This window comes from Ornithinimicrobium cavernae, assembly GCF_003121625.1.
In the GTDB taxonomy this organism is placed as follows: domain Bacteria; phylum Actinomycetota; class Actinomycetes; order Actinomycetales; family Dermatophilaceae; genus Ornithinicoccus; species Ornithinicoccus cavernae.
This window is the reverse complement of sequence record NZ_QDDJ01000012.1, coordinates 1-19,199: the sequence shown is the minus strand read 5'-3', so window position 1 is coordinate 19,199 and position 19,199 is coordinate 1. Positions and strand designations below refer to the sequence as shown.

The window sequence follows — 19,199 nt, the reverse complement described above, 5'->3', positions numbered from 1 at the left end:
TGTCGATCAGTCCACTGTCCTCCGCCTCCCTGACGGCGTCAATGCAGGGACTGGCCAGCCAGGAGCTGCGCCGCCTCGCGAGCGATCTCCCACTCCTCGTTGGTGGGCACCACGAACGCGGCGACGCGGCTGTCGGCGGTGCTGATGCGCGTCTCCCCGGCGACGGTGTCGTTCGCGTCGTGGTCCAGCTCGATGCCCAGCAGTCCCGCCCGCTCCAGCACCGCGGCCCGGAGCACGGCGCTGTTCTCGCCGATCCCGGCCGTGAAGGTCACGGCATCCAGGCGCCCCAGGACGAGCGCCAGCGCCCCCAGGTGACGGACCAGCCGGTGCACCACGACGTCGAAGGCGAGTGCTGCCGCGGCGTCCCCGGCCGCCCGGAGCTCGGTGACCGTGCGGAAGTCGCTGTCTCCGGCCAGCGCCTTCAGCCCGGACTCCTTGTTGAGGGCGTGGTCGAACTCCGGCAGGGTCATGCCGGCGACGCGGGACAGGTGGGCGGGGAGGCCCGGGTCCAGGTCGCCGGGCCGGGTGCCCATCACCAGGCCCTCGAGGGGCGTCAGGCCCATGGAGGTGTCGACGCTGCGCCCGCCGGCCACCGCGCACGCGCTGGCCCCGTTGCCCAGGTGGAGGACCACGACGTTCGTGTCCTCGACCGGACGGCCCAGGAGCTCGGCGGTGCGGCGCGACACGTAGGCGTGTGACGTGCCGTGGAAGCCGTAGCGCCGCACGTGGAACGTCTGTCTCCAGGAGAGCGGGACGGCATACGTGTGGGCGGCCTCGGGCAGCGTCTGGTGGAAGGCGGTGTCGAACACCGCCACCTGAGGCAGGTCCGGGAAGGCCTGCAGCGCCACCTCGATGCCCGCGATGTTGCCGGGGTTGTGCAGGGGAGCCAGCGGCACGAGGTCGCGCAGCGTCCCGAGCACCTCCTCGTCGATGAGCACTGTGGTGGCGAACCGGGCACCACCGTGCACGACCCGGTGGCCCACCGCGACCGGGGCGGACGCCCCGGCCAGGTCGGGTCCGTGCTCGGCGAACTGGGCCGTGAGGACCTCGAAGGCCGCCGTGTGGTCCGGGATCTCCCGCTCCAGCTCGTGCTCCGTCCCGGTGACCGTGTGCTGTGCGTGCCCGCCCTCGAGGCCGATCCGTTCGACCAGGCCGCTGGCCAGCGCCTCGCCGGACCCGGCGAGGACCAGCTGGTACTTCAGCGAGGAGGAGCCGGCATTGATGACCAGGACCGGGCCCCCGCCGCCGGTGACCGGTCCGTCGTCCTGGGCGTCCGGCATACTCATCGCGCCTCCCTGGCCTGCACCGCGGTGATCGCGACGGTGTTGACGATGTCCCGGACCGTCGCCCCGCGGGACAGGTCGTTGACCGGTCTGCGCAGCCCCTGCAGCACCGGGCCGACGGCGACCGCCTGCGCGCTGCGCTGCACCGCCTTGTAGGTGTTGTTGCCGGTGTTGAGATCCGGGAAGATCAGCACCGTCGCACGGCCGGCCACCGGAGAGTCCTTGAGCTTGGTGGCGGCCACGGCGGCGTCGACGGCCGCGTCGTACTGGATCGGTCCCTCGACGGAGAGCCCGGGCGCCAGCTCGCGCACGAGCTCGGTGGCGCGGCGCACCTTGTCGACGTCCGCGCCGGTGCCCGAACCACCGGTGGAGTAGGACAGCATCGCGACGCGGGGGTCCACGCCGAACTGGGCGGCGGTGCGCGCCGAGGACACGGCGATGTCGGCCAGCTGCTCGGCGGTGGGGTCCGGGTTGATGGCGCAGTCGCCGTAGACGAGAACCTGGTCGGCCAGGCACATGAAGAACACCGAGGACACGACCGACACGCCCTCGACGGTCCGGACCACCTCCAGCGCCGGGCGGATGGTGTGCGCCGTGGTGTTGACCGACCCCGAGACCATCCCGTCGGCGTCGCCGGCAAGCACCATGAGGGTCCCGAAGTAGGACGGGTCGGTCAGGGTGTCCAGCGCCTGGTCCAGGGTGACGCCCTTGTGGGCGCGGAGCTCGGCATACCGCCGGGCATAGGTCTGCCGGCGGGAGTCGGTCTGCGGGTCCACGACCGTGGCGCTGTCGATGCGCAGCCCCAGCTCCGCGGCGCGGGACCGGACCTCGTCCTCGCGGCCGAGCAGGATCAGCCGTGCCACGCCGCGGGTGAGGAGCTGGTCGGCGGCCCGCAGGATGCGCTCCTCGAGCCCCTCCGGCAGGACCACGGTCGCGTCCACCTCGCGGGCCCACTCGGTCAGCCGGTGCTCGAACATCAGGGGCGTGACGATGCCGGAGGCACGGGTCGCGGCGTGCGGGAGGAGGGCGGCCAGGTCGAGGTGCTGCTCGACGACCCCGATGGCCTCCTCGATCTTGCGGTGCGACCCGGGCTGGATCCGGGGCCGCGCGCCGTGGCTCAGCGTGGCCGTGGTGAACGTGCCGTGCCTGGTCGTGACGACGGGCAGCTGCACGTCGAGGCCGTCGACCAGCCGACGCACCTGGGGGCTGAGCGGGAACCCGCCGTTGAGGATGATGCCGGACAGCCCAGGGAAGGTGCTGGCCCGGTGGGCCTGGAGAGACGCCAGCAGGACCTCCTCGCGGTCGGCGGGGCAGATCACCACCGCGCCCTCCCGGAGCCGGTCCAGCACGTTGGGCATCCGCATGCCGGCCACGATCAGGCTCATGGCCTCCTGGTCCAGCAGGGCCTCATCACCCAGGAGCATCTCGCCCTCGATGGCGAGCATGAGGTCCCGCACGGTCGGCGCCGCCAGGACCGGGTTGGCGGGCAGGACGTATGCCGCGTGGTCCGGCAGGGTGTCGGCCAGGGCCTGGTGCATGGTCGCCACGTGCTCCTCGGCGACCCGGTTGACGATGACAGCCAGCACGTCGGCGTGCCGGGTCCGGGCCTCGTGCACGGTCAGCGCGGCCGCCGTGACGGCGTCCTCGGGCTCACGGTTGAGGGCCGGGACGACGAGCAGCATCGGTGCGCCGATGTTGGCCGCGATCGTGGCGTTGACAGAGAACTCGGTCGGTCCCGGGATGTCGGTGAAGTCCGAGCCGATGACCAGCACCGTGTCGTGCGACGCGGCATATGCGTGGAACCGGTCGACGACCTCGCCCACCGCAGTCTCGGCGTCCACGTGCACCCGGTCGTAGGTCACGCCCACCGCCTCGTCTGCGCCCAGGGGTGAGGAGGCGCGGGGGAGGAGAAGGTGCAGCAGCGGGTCGGCGACGTCGGCCTGCACGATGGGCCGGAACACGCCGACGCGGCCGCCGAGGCGGGTGAGCTGTTCGAGGATGCCGAGGGCCACGGCGGACTTGCCGGAGCGGGACTCCGCGGAGGCCAGGTACAGGCTCGTGGTCACCCTCCGAACCTACCGGCTCGGTCCGTACCAAGTCTTTACCCGCCGTGGGCCCCCACCCGCCGCCGCTGTGGTCTAGGTTCTTGCCACTGCTCACGCAGTCCGGCCCGGTCCGGGCCGTCCCTCTCACGATGGAGTGATTGATGAGGAAGTTCTCCACCCTGCTCAAGGCCGGCGCGGCCGCCGGTGCGCTGGCCCTGACGATGGCGGTCGCCCCCGGCGCCGGTGCCGCACCGTCGGACCGGGCCGTCGAGATGCACCAGGCCACGACCAGCGAGTCCCAGCGGCAGCAGATCCGCAACTACTGGACACCGGCTCGCATGGAGGCCGCGATCCCGCGCGGCCAGGGCCAGAACGGCCATGAGGTGGCCAAGGGCAAGCCCGGAGGCGGGGGTGGTGCGGCTGCGGCGGTCAAGGTGGCCGAGACACCGGAGTTCGGCAAGGTGTTCTTCACCCTCGGCGGGACCAACTACGTCTGCTCGGGCACGGCGACCCAGAGCTCCAACGCCGACGTCGTGACCACGGCCGGCCACTGCCTCAATGAGGGCCCGGGTGCCTACGCCACGAACTTCATCTTCGTGCCGGCGTATGCGAATGGTTCAGCGCCCTACGGCGAGTGGGTGGCCGAGAACCTGGTGACCACGACCCAGTGGCGCACCGCGGGCGACTTCAACCACGACGTCGGGTTTGCTGTGATGGCCGAGCAGGGTGGACAGAGCCTGACCCAGGTCACGGGCTCCTACCCGATCGCCTTCAACCTCGGCTACAACCTCGCGTTCGAGGCCTACGGCTACCCGGCTGCCCGGCCGTACGACGGGCAGGGCCTGTGGAAGTGCTCCGGCACCGCCGGGGTCGACACGCGCGGCACCACCGACCACCGGCTGCCCTGCAGCATGACCGGCGGTTCCTCCGGGGGTGGCTGGATCACCGGCGGCGCGCTCAACTCGGTGAACTCCTTCGGTTACCGCGGTGAGAAGGACGTCATGTACGGCCCCTACTTCGGCTCGGTCGAGCAGGGTGTCTACGGCACCGCGGCGACGTCCTGAGCAGAAGGTGAGGCGACCGGGTCGGTGACCGGTCGCACCGACGGGCCCGGGCCCCCGGCAACATGCAGGGGGACCGGGCCTGTCGGCATACCGACCCTCTTGCCGTGATGGTGCCGGTCCTCGTGACATCCTGTCGGGCATGAGTGCAGACCGGATCAGGGTGTGGGTCGATGGAGCGCGCGTGGACGAGGGACCGGCCATCGCCGCCCTGGATCATGGCGTGACGGTCGGTGACGGCGTCTTCGAGACGGCCAAGATCGTCGACGGGCAGGTGTTCGCGCGGACGCGGCACCACGACCGGATGGACCGGTCGCTGGCCGGCCTCGGGCTGTCGCCACTGGACCGGGCCCGCGTCGACGAGGGCATCGAGGCGGTCCTGGCGGACGGGCCGATCGGCTTCGGACGGCTGCGCTACACGATCACCGGTGGTCGGGGGCCGCTCGGCTCGGACCGGCTGGACGGGCCGATGACCTACATCGTCACCGCGGGTGAGGCGCAGCGACCTGCCCCCGTGACCACCGTGGCCGTGGTGCCCTGGATCAGGAACGAGCGTGCCGCCACCGTCGGGCTGAAGACGACCTCCTACGCCGAGAACGTGGTGGCGCTCTCTGCCGCCAAGGCGCTCGGCGCCACCGAGGCGATCTTCGCCAACGGCGCCGGTGAGCTGTGCGAGGGCACCGGCTCCAACATCTTCGTCGTCCGCGACGGCGTGGTCCTCACCCCGCCGCTGGAGGCGGGACCGCTGGCCGGGATCACGCGGGCGCTGACCATCGAGTGGTGCCGCGAGGAGGGTCTGGAGGTCCGCGAGGAGGTGCTTCCGCTGTCGGTCCTCACGGAGGCCGACGAGGCGTTCCTGACCTCCAGCACCCGGGACGTGCAGGCGATCGGCGCCATCCGTGTCGTGCCGGCACAGCAGACCCTCGCCGGAGAGCTGCCGGCCGCCGACCTAGCGGACCGCGGGTTGGGTGCCGACCCCGGGCCGGTGACGGCCAGGGCCGCCGAGATCTTCGCCCGACTCGGCCGCGAGCGGATGGACCCCTGAGGCCCCGTCACCACGCCCCGGCGGGAGCCGGCCCCGTGGCAGATCGCACCCGCCCCGTGGATTATGCTGGGTCGGCTGCCGCGGGTTAAGGTATCCGCCGCATCAGGACGTGTAGCTCAGCTGGTTAGAGCGCTCGCTTCACACGCGAGAGGTCAGGGGTTCGAGTCCCTTCACGTCCACCCCTGGTCAACCTGTTGACCTGCCTCACGACACTTCACCTCGGTGGCGGCACCCGAACGACAAGGCTGGCAGGCTGCTGACATGCAGCAGTCCCAGCTCGTCGCGCGTCAGCACGAAGCTCACACCTACCTCGTCAGGCGTGTGGGACTGCCCACGGGCCCGCAGGTGGTGCTGGTGCACGGGATCGGGGTCGCCTCGACCTACTTCGCGCGTCTGGCCCACGCGCTCAGCCGTCCGCCGGCGTTCACGTCCTCGAGCTGCCCGGCTTCGGGCGTGCCCCCAAGCCACCGGTCCCGTTGACGGTGCAGCAGCTCGCGGCCGTGGTGAACGGCTATGTGCGCTCGGCCGGCCTGGACCGGGCGGTCCTGGTCGGGCACTCCATGGGGTCGCAGGTCGTGGTGGAGGCGGCGCTCCGGGAGCCGGAGCTCGCCTCCACGGTGGTGGTCATGGGCTGCGTCGTCGACCCGGCGGCGCGGTCGGCGCCACGGCAGGGCCTGCGCCTGCTGCACGACTTCCTGCTCGAGACGCCCGGGGCCAACTGGGCGGTTCTGCAGGACTACCTGCGCACCGGCCCGCGCTGGTACCTGCGGACCGTGCCCCACATGCTGGCCTACCGGACGGAGGAAGCCGTCGTCCGGCTCGGGCTGCCGCTGCTCGTGGTGCGTGGCGCACGGGACCCAATCGCCGGTCATGACTGGGCGGAGCAGCTGCGCCGCCTCGCGCCGGTGGCGCGGCTCGTCGAGATCCCTGGTGCGGCGCACGTGGTGATGCACACCCGCCCCGCGGAGGTGGCCACTGCGGTCCTGGCGCACTGTGCGGACGTGGAGCGGCAGCACCGGCCGACCCGCGAGGGCTAGGCGCACTCGGCCGCCAGGTTGGTGACAGTCTCCGGTCGGTCGGCGACGTGGGCGCCATCTCGGCGTTCAGCCCGGGCTGGTGTCGCCTGCACACTCAAGCGCCCACGCCAGCTCGACGAGCGCACCTGCAGCCCGGAGGTCCACCGAGGCGTGAGTCTCGTACCTCCTGAGGCGATACCTCATCGTGTTGGGGTGGACGTGGAGCCGTCTTGCCGCCACGGCCACATCCCCGTTGGCCGCGACGTACGCGGCCAAGGAGTCCCGGAGCGAGTACTGCAGCGCTCCCATGGTGTCTGCGGCACCGAGGTACTTGTGAACGAGAAAGGCACTGATCTCCGGCTCGCGCACAGTACAGAGCTGCCAGGAGACGTCGGCGAGGCTCTGCAGTCCAGTCGTCTCCCTGGCTTCCATCCGGGCGAGCAGGCGGGTCGCGATCTCGAACGACTGCCCGATGCGCCTGAGGTCCACCAGGGGACCGACCCCGATGCTCGTGCCCGCCGGGGCCATCGGGACGCCGCTGGCGATCCCGATGCAGTGGTGCCCAGCCAGCCCCACCATGCCGCTGACGCCGCGCTGCCCCATGCCGGCCTCAAGCTTCCGGCGGAGCGACTCAAGACTCGTCGTGCGTGCGGGCCGTGCGCGAAAGCACAGATACGGACGGTCGGGATGGACGTCGAACGTCTCACTCAGGGTCGCCAGGTCCTGGCCCGTGACGGCTCCGGACATCAGCCTGAACAAGATGGCGGACCGGAGGTGGGACTCGAGGAGCCGCTGCTCATCGCTCACCTCACTCTCGCGCGCCGTGTGCGAGTCGACGACGCGATCCGTCAGGGCGTGGATACGGCGAGCACCTTCCAGGGCCGCCTCCACGCCGATCTCGTCCTCCGCCGCGCGGCGTGCGAACGCGTCTCCGATGACGCCCATGCACAGTCGGTACGCGCCCAGAGCCTCTCGAGCGGTCACTCCCTGAGACATCCTGTGCCAGATGGCGTCGACGATGTCCTCGACGTCCTCGGGGCGCACACCACCGTCTGACGTGAGGACGAAGAGGGCGGCGCCCACGTTCCTCTCCATGGCGGCCACGAGGGCCTCTTCAGGCACGGCCGCATACGCTCGGGGATACGCCGATCGGACCACCTCAACGCCCTGCCGGCCGATGTCCTCTGAGCCTGCCTCGAGGTGACCGGCAACGCGGTGCAGCTGCTCGACGACCATCTCGGAGTCCGGGCTAGGTGTCACTCAGGATGCCGTCCTCGGCAACGGTCACGTCACGGCCGAGATACTCCGGTCCGGGCTGTTCGGGCAGCACCACGATGGGGCACGACTTCCCGTAGAGTTCTCGCGCGACCACGGAGGCGACGGCCAACGACGTGTCTGCGGAGCTCGGCAGGATCGCGGCGGGGGCGGTCCCGAGTCGAAGAGCCTCAGTGAGGCTCCCGCCGGCCGTGGCTCCCTTGATCTCCAGCCAGAGCACCCGGCCTGCGATCGACTGTCCTGCTTGCGGGTGGTCCGGTGCGGTGATGCGACCCGTCGTCGCGTCGAAGCCGTTCCACAGGTTGAGTGGCTCCTCGAGGACGAGCAAGCGGCCACGGGCCGACCCAGAGACCAGGACTGTTCCCTGCACGTTCATGCCCACTCCCTCGTTGCGCGAACGACGCGGCCCTGTGCCGCGGACGCGACGCAGTCCTCGATGCTTCCGACGGCGACGACCGAACCGAGGCAGTTCGGGCCGTAGTCGGCCCACTTCGCGGAGTCTGTCATGACAGCCGTGCGCCGATCCTCCAGGACCGCCCCGAAGTAGGAACACTTGTCGTGGACCAACCGGACGCCGGCGGCGGCCAGCTTCTCGTCCCAGCCCCGTGCCTGGATGACGTCATCCGTGTGCCGACTCACCGACAGGAAGATCGGGACGCGTGGCTGCGGGCTCCGGTCCAGGGCCTCGACGGTTTGCTCCACCTCCGCCACCGAGAGGTGGGGGGCCCCGATGGCGACGCAGCTGATGGGCTCGTCCTGGCGCAGCTGCTGGAGGTGCTCATCGACGCCGCGGATCTCAGTGTGTGTCACATCGATACTGCGCAGTGGCTGCGAGCCCTGGAAGGCACCCTCGATCGAATCGGCCTCCGGCGTGATCCCGACGAGGTGGTACATGGGGACAGCACCGCTCGTGGTGGCGGCTGCCCCGAACGCCTTGATGTGGTCCTGGTGCATCGTGTCGGGGAGTCCGTCGACGACCACGATGCTCGAGCCCGCCACGGTGCCGGCGAAGTATCCGAGCAGGTGGTAAAAGAGACCGTCGGACAGGGCTTCCGCCGAGAAGCCGCTCACACGCAGCAGCACCTGCCCGACTCGTCCCTCATCCAGGTGCAGACCAGCGAGGGGAGCGCGGCCTGTGATGGCCGAGGCGATGCTCGAGAAATGTGCATGCCGGAGGGTGCGTGCGCCGAGCACTGAGTTGACATATGAGACTGCGTTGGACTCGCCCCAGGCCACGTGTTCGCCGAACGAGGGCAGGGAGACCTCCTGAAAAGGCGAGCACGTGAAGGTCGGTCTGGCGCCGAGGGACTCGTACATCTTGTAGAGCGCCGTGTGCTTGGCGACGTAGTCCGCGCTCTCCCCGTTGATCTCTGGGGTGCAGGCATCGATGTTCCCAGTGTTCAAGGTGGTTGGGACCGAAACCCGGGCTGCGTGGGTGCGCAGGTGGTCTGCGAAGTCGAAGGACGCCTGCCCGAGGCCGAACTGCAGCGTGTCGACGACGTGCGCGCTCGTGACCTCCACCAGCTGGGTCGCTCCGAGGGCCTGTGCCTCCGCCATGACGATCCTCATGGCCATGCGGACGGCGACGTTGTCCGAGTTCAGCAGCTCGTGCTCGGCGTCTGTCAGCTTCATGATGAGGACCTTTCTGCGACACGGGAGTCGGACCTGTCGTCCAGTGATCGGGTCCGGGTCTCGGGAGCGAGGTAGATGCACACGGTGGAGATCAGGCCCAGGGCCAGGAAGTAGAGGCTCACCAGCCATGTCCCGCCGTCCGCCCAGGCCAGCAGGACGGAGGCGATCAGCGGGGCGAAACCTCCGGAGAGGACGGCCGCAAGGTGGTAGGCGACGGAGGCGCCCGTGTAGCGCACACCGGTGTTGAAGAGCTCGGCGTAGTAGCTCGCCTGCGGCCCGTAGATGGAGTCGTGGACGATGTTCAGCCCGATCACCATCCCCACGATGATGAGCGGCACGTTGCCGGTGTCCATCATGGTGAAGAAGATGAAGGGGAAGATGCACGACGCCACCGCACCGAAGAGCATGGGGGCTCTGCGACCGACGACATCGGAGAGGTACGCCCAGGCCGGGATAGAGACAATGCCCAGCAGCGACGCCAGGATGACGCTTTCAAGTCCGATCTCGTCGTCCATGCCGACGGTGTCAGAGAGGTAGGTGAAGGCGAAGACCGTGAAGAGGAAGAAGATCGCGTTCTGACTGAGCTTCATGCCGATGGCGAGGATCAGCATGCGTCGCTGAGACTTCTCAGCCATGGCGGCCAGGAACGGCGCCTTGGCAGGCTCCTGACCGGCCTGCTCGTTGCGGAACTTCACGAAGGTCGGCGACTCCTCGGTCCTGACACGGATGTAGATGCCGACTGCCAGCATCACGGCGGCGAGCAGGAACGGCACGCGCCAACCCCAGGCCAGAAACTGCTCGCCCGGCATCAGGCCGAGGACGCCGAGGTAGACGCCATTTGCGAGGACGAGGCCGAGAGGCACTCCCACCTGGACAAGGCTTCCGTAGAGACCCCTCTGGTGGCTGGGCGCGTGTTCGACAGCCATCAACGCGGCACCGCCCCACTCACCGCCTGTGGCGAAACTCTGGCAGAGCCTGAGGAAGAGAAGCAGGATGGGTGCCCACACGCCGATCTGGTTCGCCGTGGGCAGGAGTCCGATCAGGACCGTTGCCGCGCCCATGATGCCGACGGTGACGATGAGCATGGGCTTGCGGCCGATCCGATCGCCGTAGTGCCCGAAGAAGACGGCGCCGAGCGGTCTGGCCAGGAAGCCGATCGCGAACACCGCGAACGAGGCAATGGTCCCCATGGCGGCGGTCAGGCCCGGGAAGAACAACTCGTTGAACACGAGGGCAGACGCCGTGCCGTAGAGGATGAAGTCGTACCACTCGAGCGTGGTCCCGATCATGGCGGCGGCAGCGACCTTGCGCGCTCCCGCCGTGTCTGACGTCACTCGCGTTTCGGGGGTGGATCGCATTACGCTGCCTTCCGGTAGGTCAGGGTCCGTCATGCGTCGGCGCTGGGGCGCGGTCATGATGGGTTGTGTGGGGGCGAGCCGTGACTCCGGGTTCCGAGACCAGGGTCGGAGAGTTTCACACGTGCCCCGCTCGGTCGGCGGGGCGTTGAGAACTTCGAGGTGTTTTGTATCTTCGTTCAACCCTCGGGGGCCGTCAATGCACGCGACGCCAGAATATCGGCGCATGCGTTGTGCGATCGCACAACGTACAGCGCTCCCCAGCGGCGCACGTGGTGAGGCACACCCGACCTGCGAGAGCTAGGAACCACCGTCTGCTGGGACCTGTTGGGACGCGGCGTAGGAGGGGTCGCGCAGGCGCGCCCACAGCGGGTGGGTCCAGGCGCCTGCGGGCGGGTGCCCGACCGGGTCGTGGCGCCGGCTGCAGTCGCGTCCGGACCAGGTGACCTCCAACCGACCGCGTTCGTGCCACGGTTGCCCTGGCGCGGCGATGAACAGCCGGTATGCCGTGGGCGGGGCAGCGCCGGCGCCCCGCGGTGGGAGCGGGTCGAGTCGGAGGAGCAGGTTGCCCCGCATCGTTCGCAGGGGGAGCAGGGTCGTGAGCGGCCCGTGCCGGCGCGGCCGGCGGATGGTTAGCAGGTGCCGGGTGATGGGGCCTGTGCCCGTCGAGGCGAGGAGCACATCACCGGCCCCCGGACCCGAGACCCGCACGGCGAGGCCCTCCACGTCCGGGCCCCGCCGCAGCCCCGTCGCCCGGGACCAGCGCACGTGACAGGGGTGCGGCGTCGCGGGCTCCAGGAGCACCACGCCGCCGCTGGGTCCGGGGGTGGTGCTCAGCAGCCCCTCGCCACAGAAGCCCACCGGGTGGAGCGCTCGGGTGCCCCGCGCACGGGCGACCGTGCCGAACAGGAAGGCCAGGAGTGAGCCACCGGTCCGGCCCAGGACAGTGGCGACGCGGCCGCGCCCGGCGGAGAGGGACGCCCGCAGGGTCCGCACCGTGCCGGGCGGGGGTGCGGCCCTCACCCCGGCTCCATCCGCAGTGTCACCGGGCTGTGAGCCGGTGTCGCACCACCGATGCCACCGGTGGGGTCGTGGTCGTCGGGCCTGCCCCGGGAGGCCGGTCTCCGCCGCGGCGACTCCTGCTCAGCCATTCGTCCATGGTGGCAGCACGTGCTGCTCCACACCTCCCGGCAGGGTGGGCCGCGCCAGGGTCCGGCGAACGGCTCGACGACCGTCGTGCGTCAGCCGCTGGTGAGCATGACGAGCTGCTGGGTCGCCCTCGTCATGGCCACGTATCGGTCCACGGCTCCCTCGATGCCTGACCCGAGATCCTGTGGGTCGACCAGGACCACCAGGTCGAACTCCAGGCCCTTGGCCAGCACGGGAGTCAGGGCCCGGACGCGCGGGCGAGGCTCGAGCTCCGGGTGCCCGATCACGCACGCAGTGCCCTCGGCGTGCGTGCCCAGCCACTCGTCCAGGATCGCCTCCAGGTCCCCGAGGGAGCCGTGACGGACGGGTATGCCGCCCTCCCGCACCGACGTGGGCACGTTGGCGTCGGGGATGGCCGCCCTGATGACCGGCTCCGCCTCGGTCATCACCTCCTGCGGCGTGCGGTAGTTGATGCTGAGGGACGCGATCTCGATCCGGTCCAGCCCGATCCGCTCCAACCGCTCCTGCCACGACTCGGTGAAGCCGTGCCGGGCCTGGGCCCGGTCGCCGACGATCGTCATGCTCCGGGAGGGGCAACGGCTCAGCAGCATCTGCCACTGGGCGTCGGTGAGCTCCTGCGCCTCGTCGACGACCACGTGGGCAAAGGGTCCGGCGAGACGGTCCGGTGAGGTGGTGGGCAGGGCGTCCTGGTCCACGAGCTTGTCGCGCAGGTCCTGGTGGCGCAGCTGCTGGGACAGTCCTCCGATGTTGTCCGCCTCCAGCATCCGGTCGATGACCTCGTCCATGCGCGCTCGCTCCCGTGCGGCCGCGGCCTCCTGGCGCTGCCGCCGGCGGGCGGCACCCGAGTCGCCGAGACGTCGGCGAGCGGCGTCCAGCAGGGGGAGGTCGGCCTCGGTCCACGCCCGGGCGTCTGTGCGCTGCAGCAACCGCACCTCGTCGGGTGTCAGCCACGGGGCGGCCAGCCGGAGGAACGCCGGCACGGACCAGAGGTCGGCCACCAGGTCCTCGGGCTCCAGCAACGGCCAGGCCCCGTTGAAGGTGGAGGTCAGCTCCTCGTGCTCAGACAGCGCACGGCGCAGGTCGGCCTCAGCGAACTCCTCGTCCTCCTCCTCGACCTGGACGGTGTCCAGCAGGATCTGCACGAGCGCCTCCCAGACCTGTTCGCGGGCGTCGTTGTGGGCCACGCCCGGCTCGGCCGAGGAGAACGCCTCGGCCCAGTCACGGGCGCTGACCTGCAGCTCCACGCCGTCCACCTCGAGCCGCATGCCCTCGCTCGGCGGCTCCTCATAGAACCGGACGGCCGGCTCGATCGCCTCGACCAGCTGCCGCAAGGCCTTGAGCCGGGCCACCCGCGGGTCGGTCTCCGGACCCGCCTCGCGGCCCTCGGGCAGCAGGTCGCCCAGCGTCACCGTCTGCACGCCCTCCTCGCCCAGGCTGGGCAGGACGTCGCTGACATAGCTGAGGTAGGGCTCGTGCGGGCCGACGAAGAGCACCCCGCCGCGCTGATGACCCAGGCGAGGGTCGGCATACAGCAGGTAGGCGGTGCGGTGCAGGGCCACGACGGTCTTGCCGGTGCCCGGGCCGCCGTCGACGACCAGGGCGCCCCGGGAGCCGGCACGGATGATCGCGTCCTGGTCGGACTGGATGGTGCTCAGCACGTCCCGCATCCGCGGCGAGCGGCTGCTGCCCAGGGTGGCGATGAAGGCCGACTGGTCGTCGAGGGCGGCATGACCCTGCAGTCCCTCGGGTGTGAACACCTCGTCCCAGTAGTCACTCACCCGCCCGTCCCCGGTCCAGCGGTAGCGGCGCCGGCTGACCAGGCCCATCGGGTCGGCGTGGGTCGCGGCGAAGAAGGGCTCCGCAGCCGGGGCGCGCCAGTCGATGAGCAGGCGGTCGCCCTCCGGACCGGTCAGCCCGGTGCGACCGATGTACACGGGGTCGGGGTCCCCGGCGCGGACGACCCGACCGAGGCACAGGTCCAGACCGAAGCGGTGCAGCAGCCGCAGCTGGGCGGTGAGCCGGTGGATCTCCAGGTCGCGGTCCAGCGCGGCCTGGCCCGAGCCGCCGGGGGCACGGCGTGCCGCATCCAGCCGTGCGGTCAGCTCGGTGATCTGGTCCTGCTGAGCGGCGGCGATGGCCGCGAAGTGCCGCTCGTCCGCGGCGATGAGGGCTGGGTCGGACTTGGCGGCGAGCGTGTCGGGGAGGGCGAAGGCGGAGGTCGTCAGGTCGGTCATCGAGGCATCTGCTCCCTGGGCTGGGCGACGGTCGTGGGCGGTCCTCACGAGGCAGGTCAGATGTCGGCAAACCCCCTGATGACCTGCTGTTTTGCGGTCGTGAGGCCTCCAGTGTGAACGGCCGGAGCCGCTTGCGGCAAGGCCCCCTTTGCGCTATACACTGGAAAGGGCAGGGGGAGTCGAGTAGGTATGCCGAGGGGCACCTCTGTGCTCAGCGCGCGGCGTCGCGGTGGTGCCGGCAGCGCGCCTGGTAGGTCTCGGTGCCGCCCACGTGCTCTGCCCCCGCCGAGAGTGCGTCGCTGACGGTGGCCGGGTCCACCCGCTGGTGGAAGGCCGCGTCCGCACCACACACGGCGCACACCGCTGTGAGTCTGGTGACCACCTCGGCCGTGGCCATCAGCGTCGGCAGCGGCTCGAACGGGCGGCCGTCGAAGGTGACGCACAGCCCCGCGACCATCACCACGATGCCCCGGCGCGCCAGCCCGTCGACGACCTCGACGAGGTCGGGTCCGAAGAACTGTGCCTCGTCGATCGCCACCAGGTCGGGGGAGCGGCCCTGGAGCAGGTCGAGGAGCCCGGTCGCGTCGGCAGCCACGAGGGAGTCCACGCCGAGGCCCGAGTGGGAGACGACCCGCCCCGTGCCGTGCCGGGTGTCCAGCGCGTGGTTGACCACCTCGACCTCGAGCCCGGCCAGTCGCGCGCGCCGCACCCTGCGCAGCAGCTCCTCGGACTTGCCCGCGAACATCGGGCCGCAGACCACCTCCACGTGACCACGCACAGGCTCGGTCCTCATGCCGCCAGCCTAGGGCGGGGCAGGGACAGTCAGACCAGGATCTGGCCGATGGGCTCGCGCTTCTCGGCCTGGAACCGGTCCTCGGTGCGACCGTAGGCCCAGTACCCCGACAGGGACAGGTCCTCCCTCGGGACCGCGCGCTCCTTCAGGAGGGCGCGCACCGCCTTCATCGACTCGCGCTCCCCGTGGGCGAAGACCTGCACGCGCCCATCGGGCCACGGGCCGGCCGCCACCGCATCGGCGAGCAGCGCGGTCTGGTGGGCACCGCCGGTCAGCCACTGCAGCCGTATGCCGTCGGGTGCCTCGAGCCCGATCCGCCCCGAGTCGTCGGTGACCTGGAGGTAGGCGAGTCCGCGGGCCTCGCCGGGCAGGGCCTCCAGGGCCGCGGCGATGGCCGGGAGGGCGGACTCGTCGCCGATGAACAGGTGCCAGTCGGCCGTGGGGTCGGGGGCGTAGCCACCACCACCGCCGGAGACGACGAACTGGTCACCGGGCCGGGCGCTGCGAGCCCAGGGTGCCGCGACGCCCTCGTCACCGTGCACCACGAAGTCGATCGCGACCTGCTGCCGCTCCCGGTCCACCCACCGCAGGGTGTAGGTCCGCCGAACCGGCTGGTCCTCGGGGGCGAGGTGCTCGCGGAGGTGCGCCTCGTCATACGGCGGGGTCAGACCCAGCTCGGGCCGCACGAAGAGCAGCTTGACGTAGGCGTCGGTGAAGTCGTTGAGGCTGAGTGCCGCGAAGCCCTCGCCGCCCGCGACGATCCGGACGGTGGTGGGGGACACCCACTCCGAGGACTCGACGGTCAGGACGGCCTGGGGCCTCGGTGGTCTAGTCGGCTTGCTCACACCGTTAGGCTTTCATAGCCGCACCCTGCGGAGAAATGCCAACGTGACCACGCGACATACCCGAGGAGCACCTGTGCCTGCCCAGATCACCGTCACCATCGCCGGAAGCGAGCGATCGGTCGATCAGGGCACTACCGCCGCCGACCTGTTCGCGGACGAGCGGCAGGTCGTCGTCGCGCGGGTCGGTGGGGAGCTGCGCGACCTGGCCCACGAGCTGGCCGACGGGGACGTCGTCGAGCCGGTGCTGATCAGCGAGCCGGACGGGCTCGACGTGCTGCGGCACTCCTGCGCCCACGTCCTCGCCCAGGCCGTCCAGGAGGTCAACCCGGAGGCGCGGCTGGGGATCGGCCCGCCGATCCGGGACGGTTTCTACTACGACTTCGACGTGGCGGAGCCGTTCCACCCGGACGACCTCAAGAAGCTCGAGAAGGTGATGCAGCGCATCATCAACACCGGGCAGACGTTCCACCGGCGGGACGTCTCCGACGAGGAGGCCCGCGAGGAGCTCGCCGGTGAGCCGTACAAGCTGGAGCTGATCGGCCTGAAGGGCGGTTCCGCCGAGGACGCGGCCGAGGGGGCGTCGGTCGAGGTCGGCGGGAGCCAGCTGACGATCTACGACAACCGGGACCGGACCGGCAAGACCGTCTGGGGCGACCTGTGCCGGGGGCCGCACCTGCCCAGCACCAAGATCATCGGCAACGCCTTCAAGATCACGCGCAGCGCCGCCGCCTACTGGCGCGGGTCGGAGAAGAACCCTCAGCTGCAGCGGATCTACGGCACCGCCTGGCCGTCCAAGGACGAGCTGAAGGGCTACCTCGAGCGGATCGCCGAGGCCGAGCGGCGTGACCACCGCAAGCTCGGTGCCGAGATGGACCTCTACTCCTTCCCGGAGGAGATCGGCCCCGGCCTGCCCGTCTTCCACCCCCGCGGCGGGGTGCTCAAGCGGGTGATGGAGGACTACGTCCGCCAGGCGCACATCGACGCGGGCTTCCAGTACGTCGGGACCCCGCACATCGCCAAGGAGGGGCTGTTCCACACCTCCGGGCACCTGCCCTACTACGCCGACGGCATGTTCCCGCCGATCGACGACGACGGGCAGCCCTACCGCATCAAGGCGATGAACTGCCCGATGCACAACCTCATCTTCCGCAGCCGGGGCCGCTCCTACCGGGAGCTGCCGCTGCGCCTGTTCGAGTTCGGCACGGTCTACCGCAACGAGAAGTCCGGCGTACTGCAGGGGCTGACCCGCGTGCGGATGATCACCCAGGACGACAGCCACTCCTACGTCACGCGCGAGCAGGCGCCCGGTGAGATCAGGCACCTGCTCGACTTCGTGACCAACCTGCTGAGCGACTTCGGGCTGGACGACTACTACCTGGAGCTGTCCACCCGGGACGAGACCGGTGACAAGCAGGACAAGTTCATCGGCTCGGACGAGCAGTGGGCCGAGGCGACCGCGATCCTGGAGCAGGTGGCCACGGAGACCGGTCTGGAGCTGGTGCCCGACCCCGGTGGCGCGGCCTACTACGGACCCAAGATCTCCGTCCAGGCCCGTGACGCGATCGGTCGCACCTGGCAGATGTCGACCATCCAGTACGACTTCAACCAGCCGGAGCGCTTCGAGCTGGAGTTCTCGGCGGCCGACGGCACCCGTCAGCAGCCGGTGATGATCCACTCCGCGAAGTTCGGCTCGATCGAGCGGTTCATCGGGGTGCTCGTGGAGCACTACGCCGGGATGTTCCCGCCGTGGCTCGCGCCCGTGCAGGTGCTGGGCGTGCCGGTGGCCGAGGAGTTCGACGACTACCTGCGCGAGGTCGAGACGCAGCTGCTGGCGGCCGGGGTGCGCGTGGAGCTGGACCTGTCCGACGACCGGTTCCCCAAGAAGATCCGCAACGCGAGCAAGTCGAAGGTGCCGTTCATCCTCATCGTCGGTGGCGAGGACCGGGACTCCGGTGCGGTGTCCTTCCGCTACCGCGACGGGTCCCAGAAGAACGGCGTCCCGATCGCGGAGGCGATCGAGGAGATCGTCACCGCGGTGCGCGACCGCGCCCAGGTGTAACCCCATTCTTGGGGAGGATCGGACCGCTCTGAACACAACTTTGGGGAGGATCGGACCGCTCTGAACACAACTTTGGGGAGGATCGGACCGCTCCCTCACTAGTTGCGACCAATTCGCCCCGGCTCATGCGTCCGCAAGGACTCCAGCACAGCCATCCCGCGCGGCGAGAGTCGGTAGCCGGTCGGCAGGCTCTCAGTGAGACCCAGCTCCTTGAGCCGGCGCACCGTGGCCTTGAAGGGTGTCCGTTCCCAGCCGATCGAGGCGCCGATCGTCTCGGCCAGCTCAGCCGGGCGGGCCTCGATGAGCTCGAGGAACTGGCGGGTCCATGGTCCCCGTGTGCTGCGGCGGTCCATTGCGGCGAGCTGCTCGGCGAGGTCGTCCAGCTCGTCCCGGGTCAGCCGGTCGCGCTGACGGAGCGTGACGCGCTCGTCCTCCCCGAGGAACTGCAGGCCGATCCGGTAGACCGTGCCCTCCTTGCGCGCGAGGAACCGCTCGAGCTCGTCCAGGGTCCGGCCTGCGCGGGCGGCGTCCTGCTCGGTGATCCCTGACGCGGGGACCGGCTCCACTGAGGTGAAACCGATGACACCGGCCCGGGTGCGCTGCCGGCCGCCCACCGTGTGCATCGGCCGGCGCCACACACGGAAGGCGAGGTCGACCTCACCGGCGACGATCCGCTGCAGGTCGGCGTTGGAGAACATCACCGTCCGATCCGACCACAGGCCCCGCCCGCCCCGCTACGGGTAGGGGAGCCTCGGCATACGGCTCAGCGGGGTTCGAGCAGGAAGATCGGGATGATCCGGTCGGTCTTCTTCTGGTAGTCGGCATAGGGCGGGAAGGCCTCGACGCCCCGATCCCACCAGAGCTCGCGCTCCTCGCCGGAGAGCTCCCGGCTGGTCATCGGCGTCTCGGTGGTGCCATCGAGCACGCTGACCTGGTCCGGGTGCGTGCGGATGTTGGCCACCCACTGGGGGTGCCTGGGCGCGCCGCCCTTGCTGGCCACCGCCAGATAGCAGCCGTCGTGCTCCACCCGCATGAGCGGGACGCGCCTGGGGCGACCTGACTGGGCACCGATCATGGTGACGACCACGACCGGGCGGCCCTGGATCTGCGCGACCGACGTGTCACCCCCGGCCTCGTCGATGGCGTCCAGCTGCTTGCGCACCCAACCTTCCGCGGGCGGGATGTAGTCCTGACGGTCGATGTCGGTATCGGTCATGCAGGGGGCAACAGAGCCGGGCGACGCTCTGTTCCGCAGGGAAGGATGTGGACAGCCCTGGCCCGCGTCGTACAGATGTCCGTCTCCTCACCTTTGTGTGGGTAGCGGGAGGCTGATTCCGCCGAGGCAGAGGTGGATCATGGCGATGAGGGAGTCGGGGTTGGCGTGGC

Annotated in this window: 17 protein-coding genes, 1 tRNA gene and 1 pseudogene; 6 read left to right on the top strand and 13 right to left on the bottom strand. The window is 70.3% G+C overall.

The features are described 5' to 3' along the window. Positions 1 to 38: 38 nt before the first annotated feature. Complete coding sequence (locus DA085_RS14180; protein ID WP_109473642.1) at positions 39 to 1,286, bottom strand: acetate/propionate family kinase; 1,248 nt, start codon at positions 1,284 to 1,286, stop codon at positions 39 to 41. Further along, the gene (gene pta, locus DA085_RS14175) at positions 1,283 to 3,349 is read right to left on the bottom strand and encodes a phosphate acetyltransferase (protein WP_109473641.1); all 2,067 of its coding nucleotides are present in this window, start codon (positions 3,347 to 3,349) and stop codon (positions 1,283 to 1,285) included. Before pta ends, DA085_RS14180 begins: the two co-directional genes overlap by 4 nt. A 140-nt stretch (positions 3,350 to 3,489) precedes the next feature. Between pta and DA085_RS14170 the strand changes: the two genes are divergently transcribed. The 5 genes and pseudogenes from DA085_RS14170 to DA085_RS14150 form a co-directional block, all read left to right on the top strand. Then, positions 3,490 to 4,392 carry a trypsin-like serine peptidase gene (locus tag DA085_RS14170; protein WP_237565524.1) on the top strand — a complete coding sequence of 301 codons (903 nt, stop codon included), beginning with the start codon at positions 3,490 to 3,492 and terminating at the stop codon, positions 4,390 to 4,392. A gap of 139 nt (positions 4,393 to 4,531) precedes the next feature. Continuing rightward, a complete protein-coding gene (locus tag DA085_RS14165; protein WP_202619249.1) occupies positions 4,532 to 5,434 on the top strand; it encodes an aminotransferase class IV in 903 nt (300 codons plus the stop codon). 105 nt (positions 5,435 to 5,539) lie between these two features. Continuing rightward, positions 5,540 to 5,613 (top strand) — tRNA-Val (locus DA085_RS14160). Positions 5,614 to 5,695: 82 nt separating this feature from the next. Then, positions 5,696 to 5,914, top strand: coding sequence for a hypothetical protein (locus DA085_RS14155; RefSeq protein ID WP_109473640.1), 219 nt, complete (start codon positions 5,696 to 5,698; stop codon positions 5,912 to 5,914). Continuing rightward, positions 5,869 to 6,471, top strand: a pseudogene (locus DA085_RS14150) (alpha/beta fold hydrolase); the annotation flags it as partial. The gene DA085_RS14155 and the pseudogene DA085_RS14150, both read left to right, overlap by 46 nt. Positions 6,472 to 6,537: 66 nt before the next feature. Here the strand turns inward: DA085_RS14150 and DA085_RS14145 are convergent. From DA085_RS14145 to DA085_RS14110, 9 genes are all read right to left on the bottom strand, one after another. Further along, complete coding sequence (locus DA085_RS14145; RefSeq protein WP_109473638.1) at positions 6,538 to 7,686, bottom strand: PucR family transcriptional regulator; 1,149 nt, start codon at positions 7,684 to 7,686, stop codon at positions 6,538 to 6,540. Positions 7,687 to 7,699: 13 nt separating this feature from the next. After that, positions 7,700 to 8,101 (bottom strand): aconitase X swivel domain-containing protein, encoded by a 402-nt coding sequence (locus DA085_RS14140; RefSeq protein WP_109473637.1) that lies wholly within the window; start codon positions 8,099 to 8,101, stop codon positions 7,700 to 7,702. After that, on the bottom strand, positions 8,098 to 9,357 hold the full coding sequence (locus DA085_RS14135) for an aconitase X catalytic domain-containing protein (RefSeq protein WP_109473636.1): 1,260 nt from the start codon (positions 9,355 to 9,357) through the stop codon (positions 8,098 to 8,100). Before DA085_RS14135 ends, DA085_RS14140 begins: the two co-directional genes overlap by 4 nt. Further along, on the bottom strand, positions 9,354 to 10,691 hold the full coding sequence (locus DA085_RS14130; protein WP_202619248.1) for an MFS transporter: 1,338 nt from the start codon (positions 10,689 to 10,691) through the stop codon (positions 9,354 to 9,356). Before DA085_RS14130 ends, DA085_RS14135 begins: the two co-directional genes overlap by 4 nt. A gap of 321 nt (positions 10,692 to 11,012) precedes the next feature. Further along, positions 11,013 to 11,735 (bottom strand): hypothetical protein, encoded by a 723-nt coding sequence (locus tag DA085_RS14125; RefSeq protein WP_109473634.1) that lies wholly within the window; start codon positions 11,733 to 11,735, stop codon positions 11,013 to 11,015. After that, entirely contained in the window at positions 11,732 to 11,863 is a 132-nt protein-coding gene (locus tag DA085_RS21880) for a hypothetical protein (protein WP_272914494.1), read from the bottom strand. The genes DA085_RS14125 and DA085_RS21880 overlap by 4 nt, the downstream gene beginning before the upstream one ends. Positions 11,864 to 11,953: 90 nt before the next feature. Further along, positions 11,954 to 14,116 (bottom strand): RNA polymerase recycling motor ATPase HelR, encoded by a 2,163-nt coding sequence (gene helR / locus DA085_RS14120; protein ID WP_109473633.1) that lies wholly within the window; start codon positions 14,114 to 14,116, stop codon positions 11,954 to 11,956. A gap of 211 nt (positions 14,117 to 14,327) precedes the next feature. Beyond that, positions 14,328 to 14,909, bottom strand: a complete 582-nt coding sequence (locus tag DA085_RS14115; RefSeq protein WP_109473632.1) for a thymidine kinase — start codon at positions 14,907 to 14,909, stop codon at positions 14,328 to 14,330. Between the two features lie 29 nt (positions 14,910 to 14,938). Continuing rightward, positions 14,939 to 15,754 carry a siderophore-interacting protein gene (locus DA085_RS14110; RefSeq protein WP_109473631.1) on the bottom strand — a complete coding sequence of 272 codons (816 nt, stop codon included), beginning with the start codon at positions 15,752 to 15,754 and terminating at the stop codon, positions 14,939 to 14,941. Positions 15,755 to 15,827: 73 nt separating this feature from the next. Between DA085_RS14110 and thrS the strand changes: the two genes are divergently transcribed. Further along, positions 15,828 to 17,813, top strand: a complete 1,986-nt coding sequence (thrS, locus tag DA085_RS14105) for a threonine--tRNA ligase (protein WP_109473630.1) — start codon at positions 15,828 to 15,830, stop codon at positions 17,811 to 17,813. A gap of 98 nt (positions 17,814 to 17,911) precedes the next feature. On the opposite strand, the gene DA085_RS14100 is transcribed toward thrS, so the two are convergent. Together DA085_RS14100 and DA085_RS14095 are read right to left on the bottom strand one after the other, a co-directional pair. Then, a complete protein-coding gene (locus DA085_RS14100; RefSeq protein ID WP_109473629.1) occupies positions 17,912 to 18,514 on the bottom strand; it encodes a hypothetical protein in 603 nt (200 codons plus the stop codon). 62 nt (positions 18,515 to 18,576) lie between these two features. Continuing rightward, positions 18,577 to 19,029, bottom strand: coding sequence for a nitroreductase family deazaflavin-dependent oxidoreductase (locus DA085_RS14095; RefSeq protein ID WP_109473628.1), 453 nt, complete (start codon positions 19,027 to 19,029; stop codon positions 18,577 to 18,579). Positions 19,030 to 19,199: the final 170 nt, after the last annotated feature.

Coding starts and splice junctions, on each gene's coding strand:
- DA085_RS14180 (WP_109473642.1), bottom strand. CDS start 1,286: ATGAGTATGCCGGACGCCCAGGACGACGGACCGGTCACCGGCGGCGGG.
- DA085_RS14170 (WP_237565524.1), top strand. CDS start 3,490: ATGAGGAAGTTCTCCACCCTGCTCAAGGCCGGCGCGGCCGCCGGTGCG.
- DA085_RS14165 (WP_202619249.1), top strand. CDS start 4,532: ATGAGTGCAGACCGGATCAGGGTGTGGGTCGATGGAGCGCGCGTGGAC.
- DA085_RS14155 (WP_109473640.1), top strand. CDS start 5,696: ATGCAGCAGTCCCAGCTCGTCGCGCGTCAGCACGAAGCTCACACCTAC.
- DA085_RS14145 (WP_109473638.1), bottom strand. CDS start 7,686: ATGGTCGTCGAGCAGCTGCACCGCGTTGCCGGTCACCTCGAGGCAGGC.
- DA085_RS14140 (WP_109473637.1), bottom strand. CDS start 8,101: ATGAACGTGCAGGGAACAGTCCTGGTCTCTGGGTCGGCCCGTGGCCGC.
- DA085_RS14135 (WP_109473636.1), bottom strand. CDS start 9,357: ATGAAGCTGACAGACGCCGAGCACGAGCTGCTGAACTCGGACAACGTC.
- DA085_RS21880 (WP_272914494.1), bottom strand. CDS start 11,863: ATGGCTGAGCAGGAGTCGCCGCGGCGGAGACCGGCCTCCCGGGGCAGG.
- helR (WP_109473633.1), bottom strand. CDS start 14,116: ATGACCGACCTGACGACCTCCGCCTTCGCCCTCCCCGACACGCTCGCC.
- DA085_RS14115 (WP_109473632.1), bottom strand. CDS start 14,909: ATGAGGACCGAGCCTGTGCGTGGTCACGTGGAGGTGGTCTGCGGCCCG.
- DA085_RS14095 (WP_109473628.1), bottom strand. CDS start 19,029: ATGACCGATACCGACATCGACCGTCAGGACTACATCCCGCCCGCGGAA.